A 19,072-nucleotide genomic window follows, 5' to 3' on the forward strand; every position below is an offset into this window, starting at 1 on the left:
GTGGGTTGAGCATTTCCTTAAGCAGTTTGGGGTAAGTGTGGCACTTGCTTGTGAGGTTGCAGGACTAAATCGAAGTGTCTATTACTACACGCACAAGCGGCCACCAGATGATGAGGTAATCGATGCGCTGCTATTGCTTGTAGAGCGTCACCCTCGCTGGGGTTTGCCCAAGCTATTTAAACGGCTCAGGCATCAGGGTAAAACATGGAACAAGAAGCGTGTTGAACGAGTTTACAATATGCTAAAGCTCAACTTGAGGCGAAAAGGAAAGCGCCGTGTTCCTACACGTAGCCCAGAGCCGTTGAGTGCGCCGGAAAAGCACAATGATTCTTGGTCTATGGATTTCATGAGCGACGCTTTAAGCTTTGGACATCGCTTCAGAACATTAAATATTATCGATGATTATAATCGACAAGCACTGGCCATCGAAGTAGATACCAGTTTGACCACAGAGCGGGTTATCAGAACGCTTGAACGAGTGATTGCCTGGCGAGGAAAACCGTCGCAAATAAGGGTTGATAATGGACCTGAATTTACATCCAGCTTGTTGGAGAGCTGGCCTCAGAAAAAAAATATAAAGCTAGAGTTTATTCAGCCAGGAAGTCCTTATCAGAATGGATTTGTGGAGCGTTTTAATCGCAGTTATCGAGAAGAAGTATTAGATTTATATCTGTTCGATTCACTACAACAAGTACGCGAAATCACAGATGAATGGTTAGAAATTTACAATTATGAAAGGCCTCACGATGCGCTGGAAGACATGACTCCAGTTGGCTATCTTGAGGCTGCATAATTCTACTAATGAGCTGTACTAGGTTGGGTGGAGTTACAAGAGAAGCTCAGTAAAGATGGGCATTTTGCACTTTGTAAAGGCAAGTGATATTGAATTTGATTATTGCTTTTTAAAAGTATCTCGTCATGAGGAGTCTCCCCTTTTATGGATATTAGAATATCTGATGATAGAGAAATGTCTTTTTTTATATACTCTAATCAAGGAGAAATATTGCTTTCTCCAGAGGAGTGGATTGAGAACAATGAAAAAGGGCAAGCATTCTACAAATCAGAAATAGAAAATGGGGAGTTACACAAGTCCACTTTGAATATCCACCATAAAGAAAAAGGCTTGCCAATCTGGCAAGCCTTTTTCTTTTTAAAGAGCAAAAACAAATGTTTACTTGTTTTGCTCTTTCACCGCTTTTAATTTTGCGGCGTGGTCAATCTCATACGCCGGCATGTCTTTGTTACCGTGGATCAGGTAGTTGTCCATCCAGCGCATTAAGCGCAGGCTGTAGTCGTACTGCGCAGCAACTTTACGGTTACCATGGCCTTCGCCCGGGTAGTAAACCAGGCGTACGTCTTTGTCTTGTACCTTCATGTAGCGGTATAGCTCCATAGACTGAGCCGGGTGAACGCGCGGATCGTCTTTACCATGCATGATCAACAGTGGGGTTTTCGACTGGCCAGCCCAGTAAATCGGGCTGCGTTCAAGGTACCACTGCCATTTCTGCCATGGGTAAGAGCGGGCGTGAACCAGGAACATTTCGTTTGAGATGTCGGTCGTACCAAACTTAGACAGCTGGTTGGTTACACCCACAAACATCACACTGGCTGCAAAGTGCTCGGTGAGTTTAGTTGCGCCCCAGGCAGAAGCATAACCACCGTAAGAACCACCTGTGATACCAACACGTTTGCTGTCGACCAAACCCATTTCAACCAGGTGATCTTTCATGTCGACCAGATCGTCAAACTCTTTACCAGCATAGTCGCCCTGACCCAGTTTAGAGTAGTCAACGCCTTTACCTGTTGAGCCGCGGTAGTTAGGGTAGAAGACCGCGTAGCCGCGTGCTGCACCCATTTGACCCGGATCTGAATAGCTGGTCAGCCAGCCGTTTCTGTCATGGCTTTCCGGACCACCGTGCACCGCCATGATTAGAGGGTAACGTTTGCCTTCCTGGTAATCCAGTGGGTAGATAAGCACACCGCCAATTTCCACACCGTCGCGGGCTTTAAAGTTAATAGCTTCTTGTTTTGCCAGACGCTTGTTGTCTAACCAGGGGTTTGAGTTGGTTAAACGGGTTGGCTTTTTAGAGCGAACCATAAACACTTCACTTGGGTGTTTTGGGCTTTCTGCACGTACGCCGATGGTTTTGTCTGAGTCTGATACTGACAGGCTTTGAGCGATAAACTTGCCTTCTTTAACCAGCTTTTTGTACTTGCTTGATCCAACTTTCACTTGCGCAATGAAGGTTTCTGCGCCGACATCGGCAATAAAGTTCAGAACATTTTTGCGGTTTGACCATTCAAAATCTTTGAAATGGCCCATAAAGTTCGGGATCCATTCTTCTACTTTGCCGGTTTTCGCATTGGCCAGGAACAGGCGGCCTTTGGCTGGATCGTGCTTGTCTTCCGCGCCTAAAATGGCAATGTACTTACCGTCATGTGAGAATTCAGCTTCACCCAGTTTACCTTCGGTTTTGAACGAAGTGGTGATCTTCTGCGTCGCTACGTCCATTACGTGCCACTGAGACTTCATGTATTGGTCGTCGATCAATGCAGTCGGCTGTGTTTTCACCAATAATTTACTGGCATCATCAGACCAGTTGATGTCACTCACGTAACCTTCAACAGGGACCACGGCAGGAGTCAGAGGTTTGTTTGTCTGTGCCAGGTCGACCAAATGTAGCTGCTTGTTTTTCAGGCCAAGCTCATACACTTCAGCCATAAAACCAAGCTTTTTAAGCTCTTTTTCGCTTGCATCTTTGGCAGGCATAGCCAGAATAGCGACCTGCTTACCGTTGGGGCTCAGGCGATACTTGCTGATAGAGGTGCCTTTCAGAGACAGCACTTTTTGTGCTTCACCACCATCTACCGCAATGCGGTACAGAGAGGTAAATTTGTCTGCCTTTTTCTTGGCCGTAAAGTAAATGAATTTGCCATCTGCTGACCATTCAATTTGACCTACGTTGATTTTACCTGTGATGAAAGGTACTTCATTACCTTCGTCATCAACAACATACAGCTCGCTGTAGTTTTTACCGTTGCTGTCTACATACAGTTCACGAGGGACTGAGCGACGAAATGCAACAGACTCTCCATCAGGGCTAACGGCTGTTTGGATAACGCGTTGAATTGTAGGAATATCTTCAACTGTGATTGTGTCATTTGCCGATGAGGCAAAGGTGCTGGCACTGGCAAGACCAATGGCAAGCGCGAGCGAGGTTTTAATTAGTTTCATAAATGTTCTCTGGGATTACGCTTTCTTATAAACTAGACCGCGAAGTGTAGTGCTAGTGAGTAATATTTTACTTTAGCGCCGACTGAAAACCAGTGTTTGCGATTAACTGTCTGCTTTATGGGATAAATAATTGCGGTATATCAATCAAGTGACACATTTTGCTGATAAGGAGTACGAGACCAGTATGTCAGATATCAGGATTCACCCGTTAGATACCCGGATCCCGCCTTTAGTCGTACTCTTGTTGCATTTGATCCTTAGTTGGGGGCTGGTACAGCTATTCGGTGTTGTGGAGTTGAGTGAGACGATAAGGCTGTGTGGTGCTTTTCTACTGAGTTTTGTTGGCGTGGGAGTCGCACTGGCTGGCGTGATTGCATTTCGCCGCCACAAAACCAGCGTTGATCCGGTACATATAAGTAAAGCCTCTACCCTGGTGACCAGCGGCATATATCGCATTACCAGAAACCCCATGTATGTGGGCTTCCTGTGCTTACTATTGGCATTTAACTGGTATCTCGCTGCGCCAGTGGGGACGCTTGCAGCACTGAGTTTCATTGGTTATATAACTCGTTTTCAAATCAAACCAGAAGAGCGCTTCTTACTTAATAGTTATGGACAAGCATACAGAGACTTTCTGGCCACAACCCGGCGCTGGCTCTAGCGTGATACCAACTTCGCTTAATACCTGTTCAATTGGAAGGAGCAAGCATGGCGCTTTCTGGCCTCAAAATAGAGCCCTTAATTAAGCAAGTTGGCATGACTATTTTGTTGCGACTTGCCTGAATTGCGCTCTGATATCATCCGGCATTCCCCAAGAGTACTGCATCAAGATCGTATCAAACACAGCTTGCCAGGCGGTGCTTTGGCTATCATGTAATTGATTTTTCTGTTTGATGAGTAAGCGCTTTATTTCTGACACATTATGATAATCGGGCCAAATGGCCTGCGCTGCGCTAAATTGAGAGAGTGCCTCGGAAATATCTCGTGCCAGGATAGCGTTAAATCCAGCCCGTTCATATTGGTCGACCTGTGCTTTTCTGTTCGGTACAGACTGCGTCTCTGTCAGTAATACGCTCTGTTTTACGTTAGACAGTTGCTTGGCTAGGTTAACCTGAATGCCATCTACTTTTTTGAGTAATGTTGCTGGCTCCTGGCTGGCCTGAATGTCTTTTTTGAGCTGTGCTATCTGTGCCTCGTAGTTGCTGCTGATATCTTCAATTTGTTTACCCAGCTTTAATCCAAACGCATCTATCTCTCGTTGCTCTATTATTTTGAATAACTTATCGCCATAGACAGCAAAGGCGAGGATCAAGATAGCAGGCCACAAAAAGACTTTGATGTAATCGAGCACCAGCCGATAGGCTGCCAGCTTTTGTTCTGTGTTGTCGTTCATGGTGAGCTCCTTTGCACCAGAGTGTGACTTTGATTGTCACCCAAATTGCGTTTGAAGCAAAGGGGAGATTGAGTGGGCGGCCGCATCTACAGGCAAAGAAACCATTTGGCAACACCCCGACTGCTTAGGTGTTGCCAAACACGATTTACAGGCTTTTCTTCGGTGGCAGTGCCACGTTGGCAAAGATAAGGCCGGCAATCAAAGACATGAAGATCAAAAAGGTCTGCTGGCCGATGTGGTCTGCTGCGACAAAGCTCTGTCCTTCAATTAGCGAGTTTAAACCAATATAGGTTTTTGATCCGGGTACCAACACTATCAGTCCCTGCATCGCGACAATCGAGGCGGGCGCGTTGACGGTGCGGTTAAACACATTACTGAACACGCCTACGGCAAATGCGCCGACAAAAGTCCCCAGTGAATAGTCGAGGTAGATGGCGGAGCCTATGCTGGCTGCATAGGCAATAAAACCTGACGCAATTGACCAGCTGGCGTGTTTCAGCTTAGTGCGGAAAATCACAATCAGGCTGCTACACAATAGCAATATTGCCATCCAGGCTGTCCATTTCGGGAGCGGATCGGGCTGCACATAATCGCTTTGTCCAAATAGGAAGAAGCCAATACTGATGCCTAAAAACGCACCAAAGTACAGTTTAAACAGCAACATAATGGCGTCCATGACCCGAGCTGTCCCCGATACTAAGTGGCGTGCGGACAGCTCTGCAAAGCCAAGTGCCAGTGCCAGACCAGGTATAAATACGATTATCGCCGAAAGTACGACCAGTCGGATATTAACCATAGGATCCAGGTACGACGAAATCGCACAGGCAGCCAGCGCAGAAGCGATTGCCACCACAGGCTCCAGCATGTGCGTAACGCGCTTTGAGCGAGTTGACCAGAGGACGAAGATAAAGACCAGAATCGACAACACCGCAGACCAAAGCACATCATTCCAGCTGGTGCCCATTAGCATTGCAAAGGCACCTCCTGACACTGCAAACGCGATACCCGTAAGTAGCCGTCCATAGGGATCTTTTGCCTGAGTTATGGCATCCAGATTCTGATCTGCTTGCTCGACACTGAGTTCGCCTGCCAGCATTCGGTTTACGACATCATCTGTGTCGGCCAGTGAACCAAGGTTGTGGTCACCGGGCTCTACGCGGGCAACATGGGTGTACTCATCCTCGTGTCCTTCAGTCCAGATCACAAAAGTGACGGACGTTGGAGACATAACAAAGGACGACTTAAGCCCCAGGTGGGTGGCAACTTCCATCAGGTGGGCTTCCAGGCGATAAGCCGGGGTTCCGTATTGATGAAGCATTTTGCCTAATTTAACAATAAACTTACGTTTTTGTGTAAAGGTGGCTGAGTTCAACGGCGTGTAACCTAATTATAAGTAAAAATCGACAGCGACTTAGTGAGTAAGGAAGCTAACAGCTTGTTTCGCCTCCCTACCCAGTTTAGGCAATAACCTAAGTTGCCGCGAATTCTAACCACTTCTCACGTAAATTCAACGCATTTTATTTGCATTTTTTGCTTCAATCCATTGGGACATATATTGGGTACTGCGAAGTGTGTGGTGTCGCAGCATACTGCCGGTGAAGTTTGCCCGCCTGTGTGGGCCCAAATTGGTCAGTAGATTGGTAATCTTTTGTTTTAGTTGAGACTCTAAAGGTCGCTTATCATAACGCGCCTGTAGCAGGGCCAGCCCGTTTTGTTGCGCCTGCTGATAGCGTGCTTCACCCTGGTATAAGGCCACCGCCTCGGCAGCAAAGGTTTGTGGGCAGTTGCTTATCGCACCGTGCCAGGGCAGGTCGCCATGCATGCCCTCTGCGCCAATCTCTGTGGTCACGCAAGGTGTTTGTGTGATCATTGCTTCGAGCAATTTACCTTTGATTCCGGCCCCAAAGCGCAGTGGAGCAAGGCATACTTTACTTTGTGCCATTACACTCAGTGCATCTTTTGCCCACCCTTTGATCAAAAAGCCGGTTTTAGGATTGTGTAATGCAGTTGCCTTGGGTGGCGGGTAGGAGCCATAAATGTGTAGCTCTGCATCTGGCAGTTGTTTGCGGATCATCGGCCAAATTTGCTGCAGGTAAAGTACCGCATCCCAGTTTGGGGCGTGGCGAAAATTACCTATGGTCATAAAGTGCTTGCGGGTTTGAAAGTCTGGCACTGTGTTATCAAGTGCACTCAGGTCAACCATAAATGGTAAGTGATGTAATAGGTCGGCGGATACGCCAAACTGAGTAGTGAGCAACTGGTGTTCAAAATCAGAAATGATCAGCGATAAATCGCAACGCAAAATTGCGGCGATCTCCCGTTTAGCCAGCTCGCTGTCGAGCAGGCTATTCAGGGTGAAATCTTGCTGAGTGCGATGTGCTGCATGGCGTGCGTTGCGAAGACATTGCAGGTCCTCGGTGTCGAGGATTTTAAGCGCATCGGGTGCAAATTTATCGACCCGCCAGCCAAACTGTTCTTCCATCATAAAACGGTCAAACATCACGATATCAGGCTTAAGTTGCGCGATATAGTCGTCAAAACTACTGCAATTGAGAGCGATGGGGGTACAGGTGATCTGTTCCTGACTTAAATCCGCCATATGCTCTGTTTGCTGGGCCGGGCTGGCAAATTCAACTTGCCAGTTCTGCGCGCGGAAAAAGCGCAGTAAGGACATCATATGACTGCCGGCGGCCGACGAGTTCGGTTCCGGCCAGACATAACCTATTACTAAAACTTGTGTCATTTAAATGGAAGATTCTCTGAGTTGCAGCGATACATCCACCAGGGTCCGTACCGCAGGTTGCGATTTATTCATAATTTCTGCCAGTGCCTGGCAGGTGCGTTTACCGATGTCATCTGCATCAATTCGCACGGATGACAAAGCGGGTTTCATTAATCTGGAATCGGCCAAATCATCAAAACCAACTACTTTGATATCTTTGCCTGGCGTGAGCCCGTGCTCTCGCATTGCTTCCATTACACCATAAGCAATGACGTCACTAAAACAGACGATGGCCTGAGTATCCGGGGATTGCGAATACAGAGTATTAAACGCTTCGCGACCTCCCTGGCGGTTGGTCTGAGCGGTAATTTCAGGCATGGGTTCGGGGACTTTGCGTAGTGTGAGTGCGCTGCGAAAGCCAGCTAAGCGTTCATGGTAATCCGAAATCTCGGGTGTACCGCCGACAAAGGCCAGGCGCTGAATCCCCTGTTCGAGTAAATGCATGGTAGCCAGGTGTGTGCCTTTTTGATTATCGGGCAGAATACAGGGGGCGTTACTGTAAGGGATCTCCCGCATAATATTGATAACAGGGAAACCAGAATCGACGAGTTTATTGACCCACTCCATAGTTGTGCCCGGTGCCGGCACCATGACAAACGCGCTGACATTGTATTCTTTGAGCGTATTGACGACCTGTTGCTGACGCGTCAAATCTTCACTGGTATTCACCAGCATAGGCACCATACCCAGTGCATAAATGTGCTTTTCAAGACCCACCGCCAGCTGTGCGGAATAAGGGTTAGTCAGGTCGTTGATCACCAATGCGACCAGGTTGGAGCGCTTACTACGCAGTGCTGCGGCATCACGGTTATAGACGTAGCCTAATTTTTCTATGGCAGCGAGTACCTTTTCCCGGCTCTTGTCGCTGACTTTGTCGGAATGGGTAAGGACTAGGGAAACGGTCGATTTAGATACTTGCGCTTCTCTGGCAACATCGAAGATGGTTACTTTGTCTGGCTTTTTATTGTTGTTCATAATGGCCTGAATAGCTGCTCAAACGGTTGACGAACGCTTAGTTTACCGTAACTTCGCGCCTAGATGCACGTTATACCACTAACATTAGTGCATAACCAATCTGAAGGCTTTAATTGGTCGCTAACGGTATTATAAAATTCTCATTCAGAACAACTAAGTATCAGATATTTTGTTGTTTTAGCGACGAAAATTTTTGTGCTCCGGGTTGACCTGTGAATTGCGTGGATTGCTATTAAACTAGTGCACATTTAGGTAATTTCGTTATATCATGAGAGGTTGAGATAAGAATTCAAGGGTAGAAAAGTGGTGAAAAAGAGCCCGGCTTTGCTGTTTTTTTTAGCTTGTTGTTTGTGGGTTAATACTGCGCTGGCAGCATCGGAAGGTTACCAGGTGCCAAGAGAAGAAATTGCGCAACTGGTAGGTGTGCCGCCAATGCCAGAGGTGCTGCTCAATGAACAACATGTCTGGATGGCGCTATTAACCAAGCAAAAAAGCGTGCAACGGCCAGATGAAGCAGGTCTGCGTTACGGCGATTTACACTTTGATCCCACTACCTTTATGCGACTAGGCTTGGTGGCCTATTCAGGCCTGAGTTTTAAACATGTTGCGACGGGCGCCGAGGTCAAAGTTGAAAACTTGCCACCTGGTGAAGTATTTGCTCCACGGTGGAGTGCAGATGGTCGTTATCTGGCCTTTATCTTGCGCACCGAGCAGGATGGCCGTTTATGGGTCTATGACATCAAGCAGCGAGAACTACGCGCTGTGTCTCGTTTTCCACTCAATGGCGTAACCACGGAAGTCCCTTATCATTGGCTGCCTGACAGTTCTGGACTGGTGGTCAATAGTGCCGTTAACCACACCGGAGAGCGGCAACAAGCAGCTCGTCAATCTCGTCTGAGCGGACCGGTTGTTGCGCAATCACATGGTGCACTTAGTGTTGTGACTGACACTACAAAAAGCCTCTCTACAGAAGCTTTTGCGCATTATGCACAGGGACAGCTAATTAAGGTGCCGTTGCAAGGTCGGCCCGTCGCCATTGGCGGCCCGGCTTATTTCCACCATTTTACACCCTCACCTGATGCGACTAATCTGCTGGTGGCCATGTCCTTACTTGAAGCGCCACAGCAATCACAGCCGCTACAGCGCACGCTGGCGAATCACCCGAGTGTTTGGCAGGTTTGGGGGATGACTGGATTCGCGTTATATGAACTGTATCGACCAGTAATGCCACCCGAATCTTTAAGTGAAGAACAAAATGTTCTGGCGGCTATTTCAACACCTCCGGCTGTTCCAATGCGTAGCCATTTTCAGTGGCGTGCGGACAAGGGAGCAACCGTCGTCTGGGCGCAAGAAGGTGATGCTGAGAACGCGTATGGCCTGTACCATATTTCGTCACCATTTAAGCGCGCTCCTCGATTGTTTATGGCGCTTCAGGAGCCTTTAGTGTCTTTGAACTGGGGCGATGCCAATATTGCCTTACTCACTCAGGCAGAAAGCGAGCGTTTCTGGCGGACTTCTGTGATCAATCCATTGGCACCGCAACGCAATCCCCTGGAGGTCGCGAGATATAAAGTCGCTGATGCGCAGTCTGAGCAGTGGCTGATGACTCGCAATGATTTGGGTGCCCGGGTTGTGAAAGTTGTGGGCAGCAGATATTTGTTTATTCAGGGAGCAGAAAGAGTGCAGGGAGAGGATTTACCTTATCTCGATCGGTTTGATGCCAGAGCTAATACGCGTACCCGGATCTGGCAATCTAAGGCGCCTTATTTTGAACAATTTGTTGCGTTGCTGGATGATGAAGGCATGCGCTTCATTACGTTGAGACAGTCTAAGCAAGACCAGCCAAATTACTTTGTGCATGATCGGACATTTAATTCTCAGGAGCAGATCACGCATTTCAGACATCCGTACCCTGCGTTACGCGGTTTGTCCCGTGAGGTGCTGAGCTTTGATCGTGGGGATGGCACACAAATAACAGGTACGCTCTATTTGAGCGCAAACTATGATCCCAGTCTGGGTCGGGTACCTGTCTTGATGTGGGTAAAATCGCCAGAAAAGACACAACCAGCATTTAGCTCCCCTCATTACTTTGTGCCTCTGGATCCTCTTGGCCCTTTGCCCCACCTTTCGCAAGGTTATGCGGTATTTGAAATAGACGGGTTCACTTTACCTGACGAGCAGGGCAATGCGGCTCAGTTACGGAAGCAGTGGCAGTCTACGGCTCAAGCCGCAGTTGCGGTATTAGCACAACAGGGCATTGCAGATGTTAGTAAGGTAGCAATTGGCGGGCAGGGGGCCGGTGCAACTGTGGTCGTTGATTTGCTGGCCCATACAGATTTATTTGTTACCGGTTTAGCGCGCAGTGGTACTTACAACTTTACGCTGGCCCCTTTTGCCTATGAGCAACAAATTGGCACCTTTTGGCGAGATCCTCAAGCTTATCTGACAGCATCACCTATGACATATGCGGACAAAATTAAAGCGTCGTTGCTTTTAGTCCATGGCTACCAGGACCGCCAGCCTGGGCGCTTTGCAGTGCAAAGCGAGCGCTTATTCAGCGCATTGAATGACTTGGGTAAACGCGCGCGCCTGGTGTTGTTGCCAGAGACAGATCATGACTACACAAACCGACAGGATGTGTTACACATGTTGTGGGAGCAGCAAAGTTGGCTGCAACGCCATTTTGATCCATTGCCGTTGATTGAAGAAATCAACCAGGTGCCAGAGGCGTTGCGATTTGAGCTGGCGTCCGAGTCTGTCACGCCCTGGCCGATGTAATTCTATTGTTTGGCGGACAACGAGCTACCTAATGAAGCGGCGATCACCATAAAGATCGCCAGCCACTGCCAGGTACTTAGTAGTTCTCCTAAGATCACTAAGCCAGCCAGCGCTGCGATGGCCGGCTCCATACTCATCATAATACTAAAGCCCTGGGCTGGCATTTTCTTTAACGCAACCATTTCAAGGCTATAGGGCAAGGCACTTGATAATAATCCAATCGCAATACCAAGAGGGATCAAAGACCAATCAAGCAATGCCGTTCCCTGTGATACGACCCCAACGGGTACAACGGCAAATGCCGCAACACTCATACCGATTGCGACTGTCGCACCGCCACTCCCGTGACCACCACTTTTCTTGCCAAACAGAATATAACCTGCCCAACACGCGCCGGCGGTGAGTGCAAGCAATACGCCGATCGGGTCCAGGCCATCTACTTCGCCCATCTGCGGCAGTAACAGCAATATGCCTGCAAGCGCCAGTGCTACCCAGAGGTAATCTCGTTTACGTCGGGATGAGAATAATGCCACCGCAAGTGGTCCGGTAAACTCCAGTGCGACACCAATGCCAAGCGGGATGCGTTCTATCGCATAATAAAATGTCAGATTCATAATACCCAGGCTTAGTCCATATAAAATCACTGGACGCCAGTTTTTGGGCAAATGCCGCCAGGGCCGAAAGACCAAACATAATATCAGTGCCGAAAATCCCAGGCGATAAGCCGTCGTGCCCTCTGGCCCGACATGAGGAAATAGCTGTTTGGCAATTGAAGCACCAGACTGAATGGTAACCATAGCCAGTAACAAGCACGCGATGGCATACAGAAAGCTTTTGTTTAAAAGATGCATCGAGAAATCTCGCTATAAATAAAGGCCGCCAGTCTACTTATCAAAATGGTACTGCTCAATAGTTTTGTATACATTATTCCGTAATTTCCGATTTTGAATAATTCGAGGTGACTTTAATTTAAAAATCATTATCAAATTGTATTTTTTTCTTATAAATGGTGTATTCGTTTTACTTTAAGAGCCTCGTATTTTTGTGTCCGGATATTAACTGTCCCTCAGTTTCATTATATAATCATATTCGTATATAGGAGAGCCGTGCAGTGAAAAGTATCTATTTGAAAGGTGAAAATCCAGACCTGATTTGGTTAGTTGGTGCTTTGTTAAAGCATCATAATCCAGATGTCTTGCTGGGTAATACAATGACCACGCAACAGATCAGTTTTGGGGCAAAACAAGCGCTATCCGAGTTTGGACTGAGCAGAAACCTGAGTTTCGGCCAAAACGACGTTAATGAGGAAGAGTGCGATATTATGCTTCACCTTACTCAGGGGGCATGCTCTGAACAGGAAGGAAAACAAACACCGCAAACACTGTTCTGGCAACTTGCTTTAGAGGACGTTGATGCGTCTTTTAACCCATATCGTAAGGCTTTATATGAGTTAAATTGTAAAGTGCGTAATCTGTTGGCTGAGCCGCAACAAATCGAGCCCATTACCCCAATGGCTTTTTATAAAGCCATGAGTGACGAGTTAAGGCTGAAAACGCTGCTGCTGATTTTGCAGGAGCAGGAGCTGTGTGTCTGTGAGTTGATGGTGGCACTGGATGAGCCCAGTCAGCCTAAGGTGTCCAGGCACCTGGCACAACTCAGAAAAGCGGGTATTCTGACTATACGAAAGCAAAGTCAGTGGGTGTACTATGCATTGAATTCAGAGTTACCAGGCTGGATGCAGCAAGTTTTACAGCGTACTTTGCTTGGAGAACCCGCTAGTATTGAGATGGAGCTGGCCAGGCTAGACTTGATGGGAGACAGGCCTGCGCGCCAACAAAGCTGTTGTGCTTAGCGTGCATTGAGGTAGGTGAGCCAGTCATTCTCATGCCTGAGCATCATTGCATGCTTTTTTGACCCCAAATGCGCGAGTTTATCTTGCTCGCTCAAAAAGGGTCCTGCGCGGCACAGAGCACAATGATTTTGTGTTAGGTAGGGCGGCAGATAAAGCGACTCGCGCAAAACTGCGTGAGATTTTGTCGACCAGTAATAAGTGATGCCGCTGGTATCTTTAACATGTTTATCTCTGTCTACATTTCGGATCCGATAGCCCTCGAATGCATCTATATTGAATTCACTCTGGCCCAGATAATGATAGTCCAGCCCGTTACATAGCGAGTCCTCTAAATTCCATTCGCAGTAAGGTTTGACATCTTTCGAGGTGATCAATGCGAGCATTGGGCCTGCCGGGTCAAGCGCAAAGCGGTGGCTGAAATCGATAAAGTTACGTAACAAACGTCGATTTAGTGTGTTTGTTGACAGTGATTGAGCATCAAATGCCTGTTTGCTAGTAAATGCTGGGATTAAAGGAAACTGGAAAATCACAGCATCAAACAGCTTTCCTTGTAAGGCTTCCCAGCAGCTTGGATTATTGACGTCAAATTCGCTCAGCACAGGCACATTTGAATCGCGTAAATGGTCCAAAGCATGAAGCTGGTATTTGTTTCTTAGGGTGGTTTCATCGTCATAGATACTGGCACATAAATTACCGGGTTTTAACTGCCTGCTCAGTGATAAAGAAAAGCTTAGATCACCATCGCCAACGGTCAAAATGCGCCAATTTGCATCTATTAACATAACATTACTACCCAGGAAAATAACAAAGGCGCGATGATAGCAGATGCAAGGTGGGGGATAAACCTGGCGACTCAGATCTGAGTCGCCAGAGATAAAACTAGTGTGTTACTTCATCTAATAATCTGAGCACGTCACGACTCGCCTGTTCCATGCGATTAAGTTCGCCGATGGCTTTTTGCTTTTCACCGGCAACAAACAGAGTCATTGCTTCGACACCGGCACGATGGACCTCTCTATGTGGGCCGTCAATACGATTGAGTAATCCCGATTTATTCATCACTTTGCCTGCTTCACCACTGAGCCACTTACCCAGACGACAGCTTGTGTGATCGGCAAACTCTGTGATTTGCTTGTTACTATTGCCTGCAATGACGCCGTATACTTCACCTTTCCATACAACATGATCGAGCTTTGCTGTTTGTACAAAAGTTTGCAGCGATGCTGAGACAATGGTTTGCTTCATAGAGCCGCAGCAACTGACAATATTACCGTACTCATCGTTGAGGTGGGCAATACTTGAAGATAAATCGTTGTTGGAGTTTTGGATGACATTCACCCCATCGACAGTAAGCTGAGTTGTATCAATGATTTTCTTTACCAGATCTGATACTTCGTTCGCCGATTCGTTGGTATTGTTTGCCAGCGCCCGAACCTCATCAGCAACCACACTAAAACCTCGGCCAGCTTCACCGGCACGGGCTGCTTCGATAGCGGCATTGAGCGCGAGAAGGTTAGTTTGATCAGAGATTTTTGAAATCGTGGTGACAAAAGTATTAATGTTATCTGCCATATGCGACAGGCCAGAAATATTGTCGGTCATGCTGGCCATGTTGGTCGACAGGCTGGACATGCCCGAGAGGATTTTTTCCAGTGACGACTCAGAGGTTTCAAACGAGGCACTGACCTGAGAAATAGAGCTGCTCTCTTCCTCTATCTGATGCAGGCTGCGTAGCACGGCGTCACGTACTTCGTGGATCTGACCAAGCCCGGAAAGTGCACATTGTAAAAGCTGATTGTCCGTGTTGTCGTTTAATTGCTGTTGTGCTTCAACAAGCTCATTTTGCATCGCTTGTTTTTCTGCCTCCAGTTGCTCATATGCCTGTCGTTGTGCGGCCAATTCTGCTTTCAACTGCTGGATTTCCGATTGTTGACTGGTATTGGCAAAAAGATTCTTTAACACTGAGGTTCCCTCGACTATCAAAACTGCCAGCAGCATAACAGTCAAGCCACTAAAGTGCTAGATTTATGTAAATAAACAATGAGCTACATAAAAAATAAGTAAAAACAGCCGGAGTTGGATATAGTTAGAACACCGAAAACTACATAGTTAATACTAAGTATTTATCTGTGTTATCTGACGGAGGTGCGGATACTTTTATTAGCTTTGTTCTCATACATACCGATATCGGCCTTGTGGAGTAATACATCCGGGTCTTCAGCTGGGTCGGCCGCAGTTCTGCCTATGCTCACCCCAACCCCATATTCAAAGACCTCCTCTACCAACTGCGCCCGCAGGGCATCTTCTTTTAATACTGTCTCACTGGTAAAGGCCACGAACTCATCGCCACCTATCCGAAAGCAGGCATCTGCTGTGAATTCTCGGGTCATCGCTTCAGACACTTTTTTTAGTATTTTATCGCCAATATTGTGACCATATTTATCATTGGCTTGCTTAAAGTTATCCAGATCGAAGTAATACAGGTAAGCACTGGAGCTACACAAACGCTCAAATTGCTCAAAGCAGGCACGTCGATTTCCCAGCCCGGTCAATTCGTCGTGTGTTGCATCAAACTTTAACTTTTGTTCCAGCTTTTGGCGCTCTTCAATTTCGTGGTTGAGTGCACAGATGGTTTCGCGTTTTTGCTTAATAATGGTATGCATGCCGTAGCACACCAGCAGAAAGCCCAGATGCTTTAACGATGTGTCAAAGGTGTTGACGGGGATAAGCTCAATGGTCATCAAATCATCAAGGAGATCCAGTAACAGGCCAATACAGTAGATCCCCCAGGCATATAAAAGCAGCTTATGTTGTAGGTGAGGCAGGCTGAACACCAGCACAGTTAATGAAATGGCAAACCATATCAGCTCTTCTACCGTTGCCCCAAAAGAGGCATGATTGCCGTAGAGTAAAATGATGACACAAGCCGTTGCAAGCCAGATCAGGGCCAGTAGTAATTTTTGACGCATGCGCAACCCTCCGTATCCCCTTTAGTTATAGCAGGTTTTAAACGGGCTGTAGCACTGTGAGTTTACCCGGCAAGTTCAACTGCCTGTGCGACCATGAATAAATGGCTGACAAAGACAACAGAAGTTAGCGTGAAGCGCATTTTTTGATAATCCTGATGTGTCTCCTGCCAGGCCGGAGCGCTGCGTTCGAAAATCAACACCAACCAATAAGCCACTGACAGGTAGCTTAACACCACAACCTGAGACGCGACGGCAAACAATGGGAAAGGGACGATCACGAGTATGGCGACTACGGCACGTTGCTGTGACTGCTTCCCCGGACGCCATAAGCTGCCAGCCAAAAAGGCCAAAACGCCCAGGCTGTAGTAGCTAAACGCGTCGATAACGGCCGTTGAGCTGCCAACCATTAATGTGAGTGCGACACAGAGTAGAAAAGGAATAAAGCCAATGTAGGCTAGCATAATGTGGTTAAAGTATGGGTGCATCCAAGTCTCTTAAAAGTTTGTTCTGACTAATGTTTTAATTATATCTGATATACGCATAAACTTTGCCAAAGTTTCATCAATTTTTTGGATTACAGTAATCCGAACAATCCATTTTAATAATATTTAAATCCCCTCTATCTTAGTAATCACACAGAGACAACATGGCTGATACAGCATCAGACCTGTGACCCTTTAACCTAAAAACTGAGAGAGAAAAAACATGACTACCTCTTTGATTAACACCCAGATCCAACCTTTTAACGCAACCGCTTTTCACCATGGTGAGTTTGTTGATGTGAGTGAAAAAGACCTGCTTGGCAAATGGTCTATTGTCTTTTTCTACCCGGCCGATTTCACCTTTGTATGTCCTACCGAGCTTGGTGACTTGGCGGACCATTATGCACAGTTACAAGAGATGGGCGTTGAGGTTTATTCCGTGTCAACAGATACACACTTTACGCACAAAGCCTGGCATGACGCGTCAGAGACCATCAAGAAAATCCAATTCCCAATGATAGGCGACCCGACAGGCAAAATTACCCGCAACTTCGGTGTGATGATCGAGGAAGAGGGACTGGCGTTACGCGGTACTTTCGTCATTAACCCGGAAGGCGAAATTAAAGTGGTTGAAACCCATGACCTGGGTATTGGCCGCAGTGCCAAAGAGCTGGTTCGTAAAGTTCAGGCGGCTCAGTACATTGCCTCACATGACGGCGAAGTGTGTCCTGCTTCATGGCAGCCAGGAGAAGAGACCCTTGCTCCGTCATTAGACCTGGTTGGCAAATTATAATCAGTCACGGTGTTCGGGCCGAGTTGGCCCGACCCTGTTAACCCGCAGCAAACTCACCCCTGGGGGTCGAAGAAAATGGTCTATTGGCATAAATTTCGAGGATGTACAGAATGTTAGACAAGCAAATTAAAAGTCAGCTGCAAACCCATTTTGCTGCACTGACCGACCCAATTGAGCTGATTTTAGCGCTGGATGACAGTGACAAGTCAGCAGAGGTGGCGTCACTGGCACAGGAGCTAGCTTCGCTTAGTGATCGGATCACACTGGAGCAGGCGCAAAGTAGTGAGCGCACACCCAGCATGACCATTTACTCGCCAAAGCGAGATACTCGGATCGAGTTTGCCGGGGTGCCCATGGGGCACGAGTTTACCAGCCTTGTGTTGGCGCTGTTGCACAGTGGTGGGCATAAGGCAAAAGTGTCTGAGCAGGAACTGGCGGTGATCCAGTCACTGCAAGACGAACTGCATTTTGAAGTTTATATATCTTTGAGTTGCCAGACTTGTCCGCAAGTTGTGCAGGCACTTAATTTAATGGCCGCACACAACCCTAAAATTACAGCGACGATGATTGACGGCGCGCTGTTTCCTGACGAAGTTGCGCAGCGCAACGTGTTGGCGGTACCCAGTGTATTTTTAAATGGTGAGCTGTTTAGTCAGGGCGCAATCACATTGAGTGATGTACTTGCCAAGCTGGATAACACGCTGAGTGAACAACAAGCCCTGGCGCTTGGCCAAAAGTCGGTATTCGACGTATTGGTTGTTGGCGGCGGACCGGCAGGTGCTGCGGCAGCCATTTATTCGGCCCGTAAAGGTCTTAATACAGGTGTTGTGGCAGAGCGTTTTGGCGGTCAGGTCGCAGATACAATGAGTATTGAGAATTTTATTTCTGTGTCAGCCACGGAGGGACCTAAACTGGTTGCTCAGCTTGAAGAGCATGTGAACGATTATCAGGTAGACGTGATGAAAAACCAGCGTGCCAGTGGCTTGTCTGTGGGCAATAATCTTGAGCTGACGCTGGAAAATGGTGCGGCACTAAAGGCCAAATCTCTGGTGATAGCGACCGGTGCACGCTGGCGCACAATGAATGTGCCTGGCGAACAGGAGTATAAAGGGCGTGGTGTTGCATATTGCCCACATTGCGATGGGCCACTGTTCAAAGGTAAATCTGTTGCGGTCATTGGTGGTGGCAACTCCGGTATCGAAGCGGCCATTGACCTGGCAAATCTGGTAGAGCATGTCACTGTGCTGGAGTTTGCTGACACGTTGAAAGCCGATGACGTTTTAATTAAAAAGGCATACAGCCTGAGCAATGTGGCCATTATTACGAATGCACAAACGACCGAAGTGCGAGGGGATGGGCAAAAAGTCACCGGGCTGACCTATATTGACAGACAAAGTGACCAGCAACATCAGCTTGAACTTGCTGGGATATTTGTACAAATAGGTCTGATCCCCAATACTGAATGGCTGGAAGGCAGTGGCATGGCACTGACCCCATTTGGTGAAATTGCCATTGATGCAAAGGGTGCGACTAGTATACCCGGTGTATTTGCCGCAGGTGATGTAACCACTGAGCCCTTTAAGCAAATTATTATTGCGATGGGCGGCGGGGCAACGGCCAGTCTGAGTGCATTTGATTACTTGATCAGACATCAGTCAAATTTGGCTGAAGAGGCGGCCTGAAGAGCGCATAGATAACCCAAATTACACCCAAGTCTGTACTCATCTGAGTACAGTTAAGCCACAACTGGATTTGCACTGGTTGTGGCTTTTTTGTCTGTAAGCTTTACAACCATGAGGTTCGACTATACTTG

Annotated in this window: 17 protein-coding genes; 7 read left to right on the forward strand and 10 right to left on the reverse strand. The window is 47.5% G+C overall.

Features of this window, described 5'->3' with window-relative positions; genetic code table 11:
• Together IY568_RS16140 and IY568_RS16145 are read left to right on the forward strand one after the other, a co-directional pair.
• Positions 1–793, forward strand: a 793-nt coding sequence (locus IY568_RS16140; RefSeq protein ID WP_194868099.1) for an IS3 family transposase, incomplete at its 5' end; no start/stop codon positions are given.
• 144 nt (positions 794–937) lie between these two features.
• Positions 938–1,201, forward strand: coding sequence for a hypothetical protein (locus IY568_RS16145; RefSeq protein ID WP_194868100.1), 264 nt, complete (start codon positions 938–940; stop codon positions 1,199–1,201).
• Here the strand turns inward: IY568_RS16145 and IY568_RS16150 are convergent.
• Positions 1,172–3,235, reverse strand: coding sequence for an alpha/beta hydrolase family protein (locus IY568_RS16150; RefSeq protein ID WP_125557403.1), 2,064 nt, complete (start codon positions 3,233–3,235; stop codon positions 1,172–1,174). The genes IY568_RS16145 and IY568_RS16150 overlap by 30 nt on opposite strands.
• A 184-nt stretch (positions 3,236–3,419) precedes the next feature.
• Here IY568_RS16150 and IY568_RS16155 point away from each other — a divergent pair, with 184 nt between their 5' ends.
• The gene (locus IY568_RS16155) at positions 3,420–3,896 is read left to right on the forward strand and encodes a methyltransferase family protein (RefSeq protein WP_125557401.1); all 477 of its coding nucleotides are present in this window, start codon (positions 3,420–3,422) and stop codon (positions 3,894–3,896) included.
• Positions 3,897–3,995: 99 nt separating this feature from the next.
• Here IY568_RS16155 and IY568_RS16160 read toward each other — a convergent pair whose 3' ends face one another.
• The 4 genes from IY568_RS16160 to IY568_RS16175 all read right to left on the reverse strand — a co-directional run bounded on the left by IY568_RS16160 (position 3,996) and on the right by IY568_RS16175 (position 8,385).
• A complete protein-coding gene (locus tag IY568_RS16160; RefSeq protein WP_125557399.1) occupies positions 3,996–4,628 on the reverse strand; it encodes a hypothetical protein in 633 nt (210 codons plus the stop codon).
• Between the two features lie 145 nt (positions 4,629–4,773).
• A complete protein-coding gene (locus IY568_RS16165; protein WP_125557397.1) occupies positions 4,774–6,000 on the reverse strand; it encodes a threonine/serine ThrE exporter family protein in 1,227 nt (408 codons plus the stop codon).
• A gap of 135 nt (positions 6,001–6,135) precedes the next feature.
• A complete protein-coding gene (locus IY568_RS16170; protein WP_194868101.1) occupies positions 6,136–7,371 on the reverse strand; it encodes a glycosyltransferase in 1,236 nt (411 codons plus the stop codon).
• Positions 7,372–8,385, reverse strand: a complete 1,014-nt coding sequence (locus tag IY568_RS16175) for a LacI family DNA-binding transcriptional regulator (protein WP_125557392.1) — start codon at positions 8,383–8,385, stop codon at positions 7,372–7,374.
• 303 nt (positions 8,386–8,688) lie between these two features.
• Here IY568_RS16175 and IY568_RS25315 point away from each other — a divergent pair, with 303 nt between their 5' ends.
• On the forward strand, positions 8,689–11,163 hold the full coding sequence (locus IY568_RS25315) for an alpha/beta hydrolase family protein (RefSeq protein WP_194868102.1): 2,475 nt from the start codon (positions 8,689–8,691) through the stop codon (positions 11,161–11,163).
• 2 nt (positions 11,164–11,165) lie between these two features.
• Here the strand turns inward: IY568_RS25315 and IY568_RS16185 are convergent, their stop codons facing one another.
• Positions 11,166–12,014 (reverse strand): EamA family transporter, encoded by an 849-nt coding sequence (locus IY568_RS16185; RefSeq protein WP_194868103.1) that lies wholly within the window; start codon positions 12,012–12,014, stop codon positions 11,166–11,168.
• 260 nt (positions 12,015–12,274) lie between these two features.
• On the opposite strand from IY568_RS16185, the gene IY568_RS16190 reads away from it, so the two are divergent.
• Entirely contained in the window at positions 12,275–13,015 is a 741-nt protein-coding gene (locus IY568_RS16190; RefSeq protein ID WP_240654713.1) for a metalloregulator ArsR/SmtB family transcription factor, read from the forward strand.
• Here the strand turns inward: IY568_RS16190 and IY568_RS16195 are convergent.
• The 4 genes from IY568_RS16195 to IY568_RS16210 form a co-directional block, all read right to left on the reverse strand.
• Positions 13,012–13,797 (reverse strand): class I SAM-dependent methyltransferase, encoded by a 786-nt coding sequence (locus IY568_RS16195; RefSeq protein WP_125557386.1) that lies wholly within the window; start codon positions 13,795–13,797, stop codon positions 13,012–13,014. The two genes, IY568_RS16190 and IY568_RS16195, sit on opposite strands and share 4 nt — an antisense overlap.
• 97 nt (positions 13,798–13,894) lie before the next feature.
• Entirely contained in the window at positions 13,895–14,977 is a 1,083-nt protein-coding gene (locus IY568_RS25320) for a methyl-accepting chemotaxis protein (RefSeq protein WP_040645652.1), read from the reverse strand.
• A 170-nt stretch (positions 14,978–15,147) separates the two neighbouring features.
• Positions 15,148–15,984 carry a GGDEF domain-containing protein gene (locus IY568_RS16205; RefSeq protein ID WP_125557384.1) on the reverse strand — a complete coding sequence of 279 codons (837 nt, stop codon included), beginning with the start codon at positions 15,982–15,984 and terminating at the stop codon, positions 15,148–15,150.
• Positions 15,985–16,046: 62 nt separating this feature from the next.
• Positions 16,047–16,469, reverse strand: coding sequence for a DUF3429 family protein (locus tag IY568_RS16210; RefSeq protein ID WP_125557382.1), 423 nt, complete (start codon positions 16,467–16,469; stop codon positions 16,047–16,049).
• Between the two features lie 220 nt (positions 16,470–16,689).
• On the opposite strand from IY568_RS16210, the gene ahpC reads away from it, so the two are divergent.
• On the forward strand, positions 16,690–17,259 hold the full coding sequence (gene ahpC / locus IY568_RS16215) for an alkyl hydroperoxide reductase subunit C (protein WP_010380696.1): 570 nt from the start codon (positions 16,690–16,692) through the stop codon (positions 17,257–17,259).
• Positions 17,260–17,369: 110 nt separating this feature from the next.
• A complete protein-coding gene (gene ahpF, locus IY568_RS16220; protein WP_194868104.1) occupies positions 17,370–18,941 on the forward strand; it encodes an alkyl hydroperoxide reductase subunit F in 1,572 nt (523 codons plus the stop codon).
• Positions 18,942–19,072 lie beyond the last annotated feature (131 nt).

It is taken from the genome of Pseudoalteromonas sp. PPB1 (assembly GCF_015356275.1).
In the GTDB taxonomy this organism is placed as follows: Bacteria; Pseudomonadota; Gammaproteobacteria; order Enterobacterales; family Alteromonadaceae; genus Pseudoalteromonas; species Pseudoalteromonas rubra_D.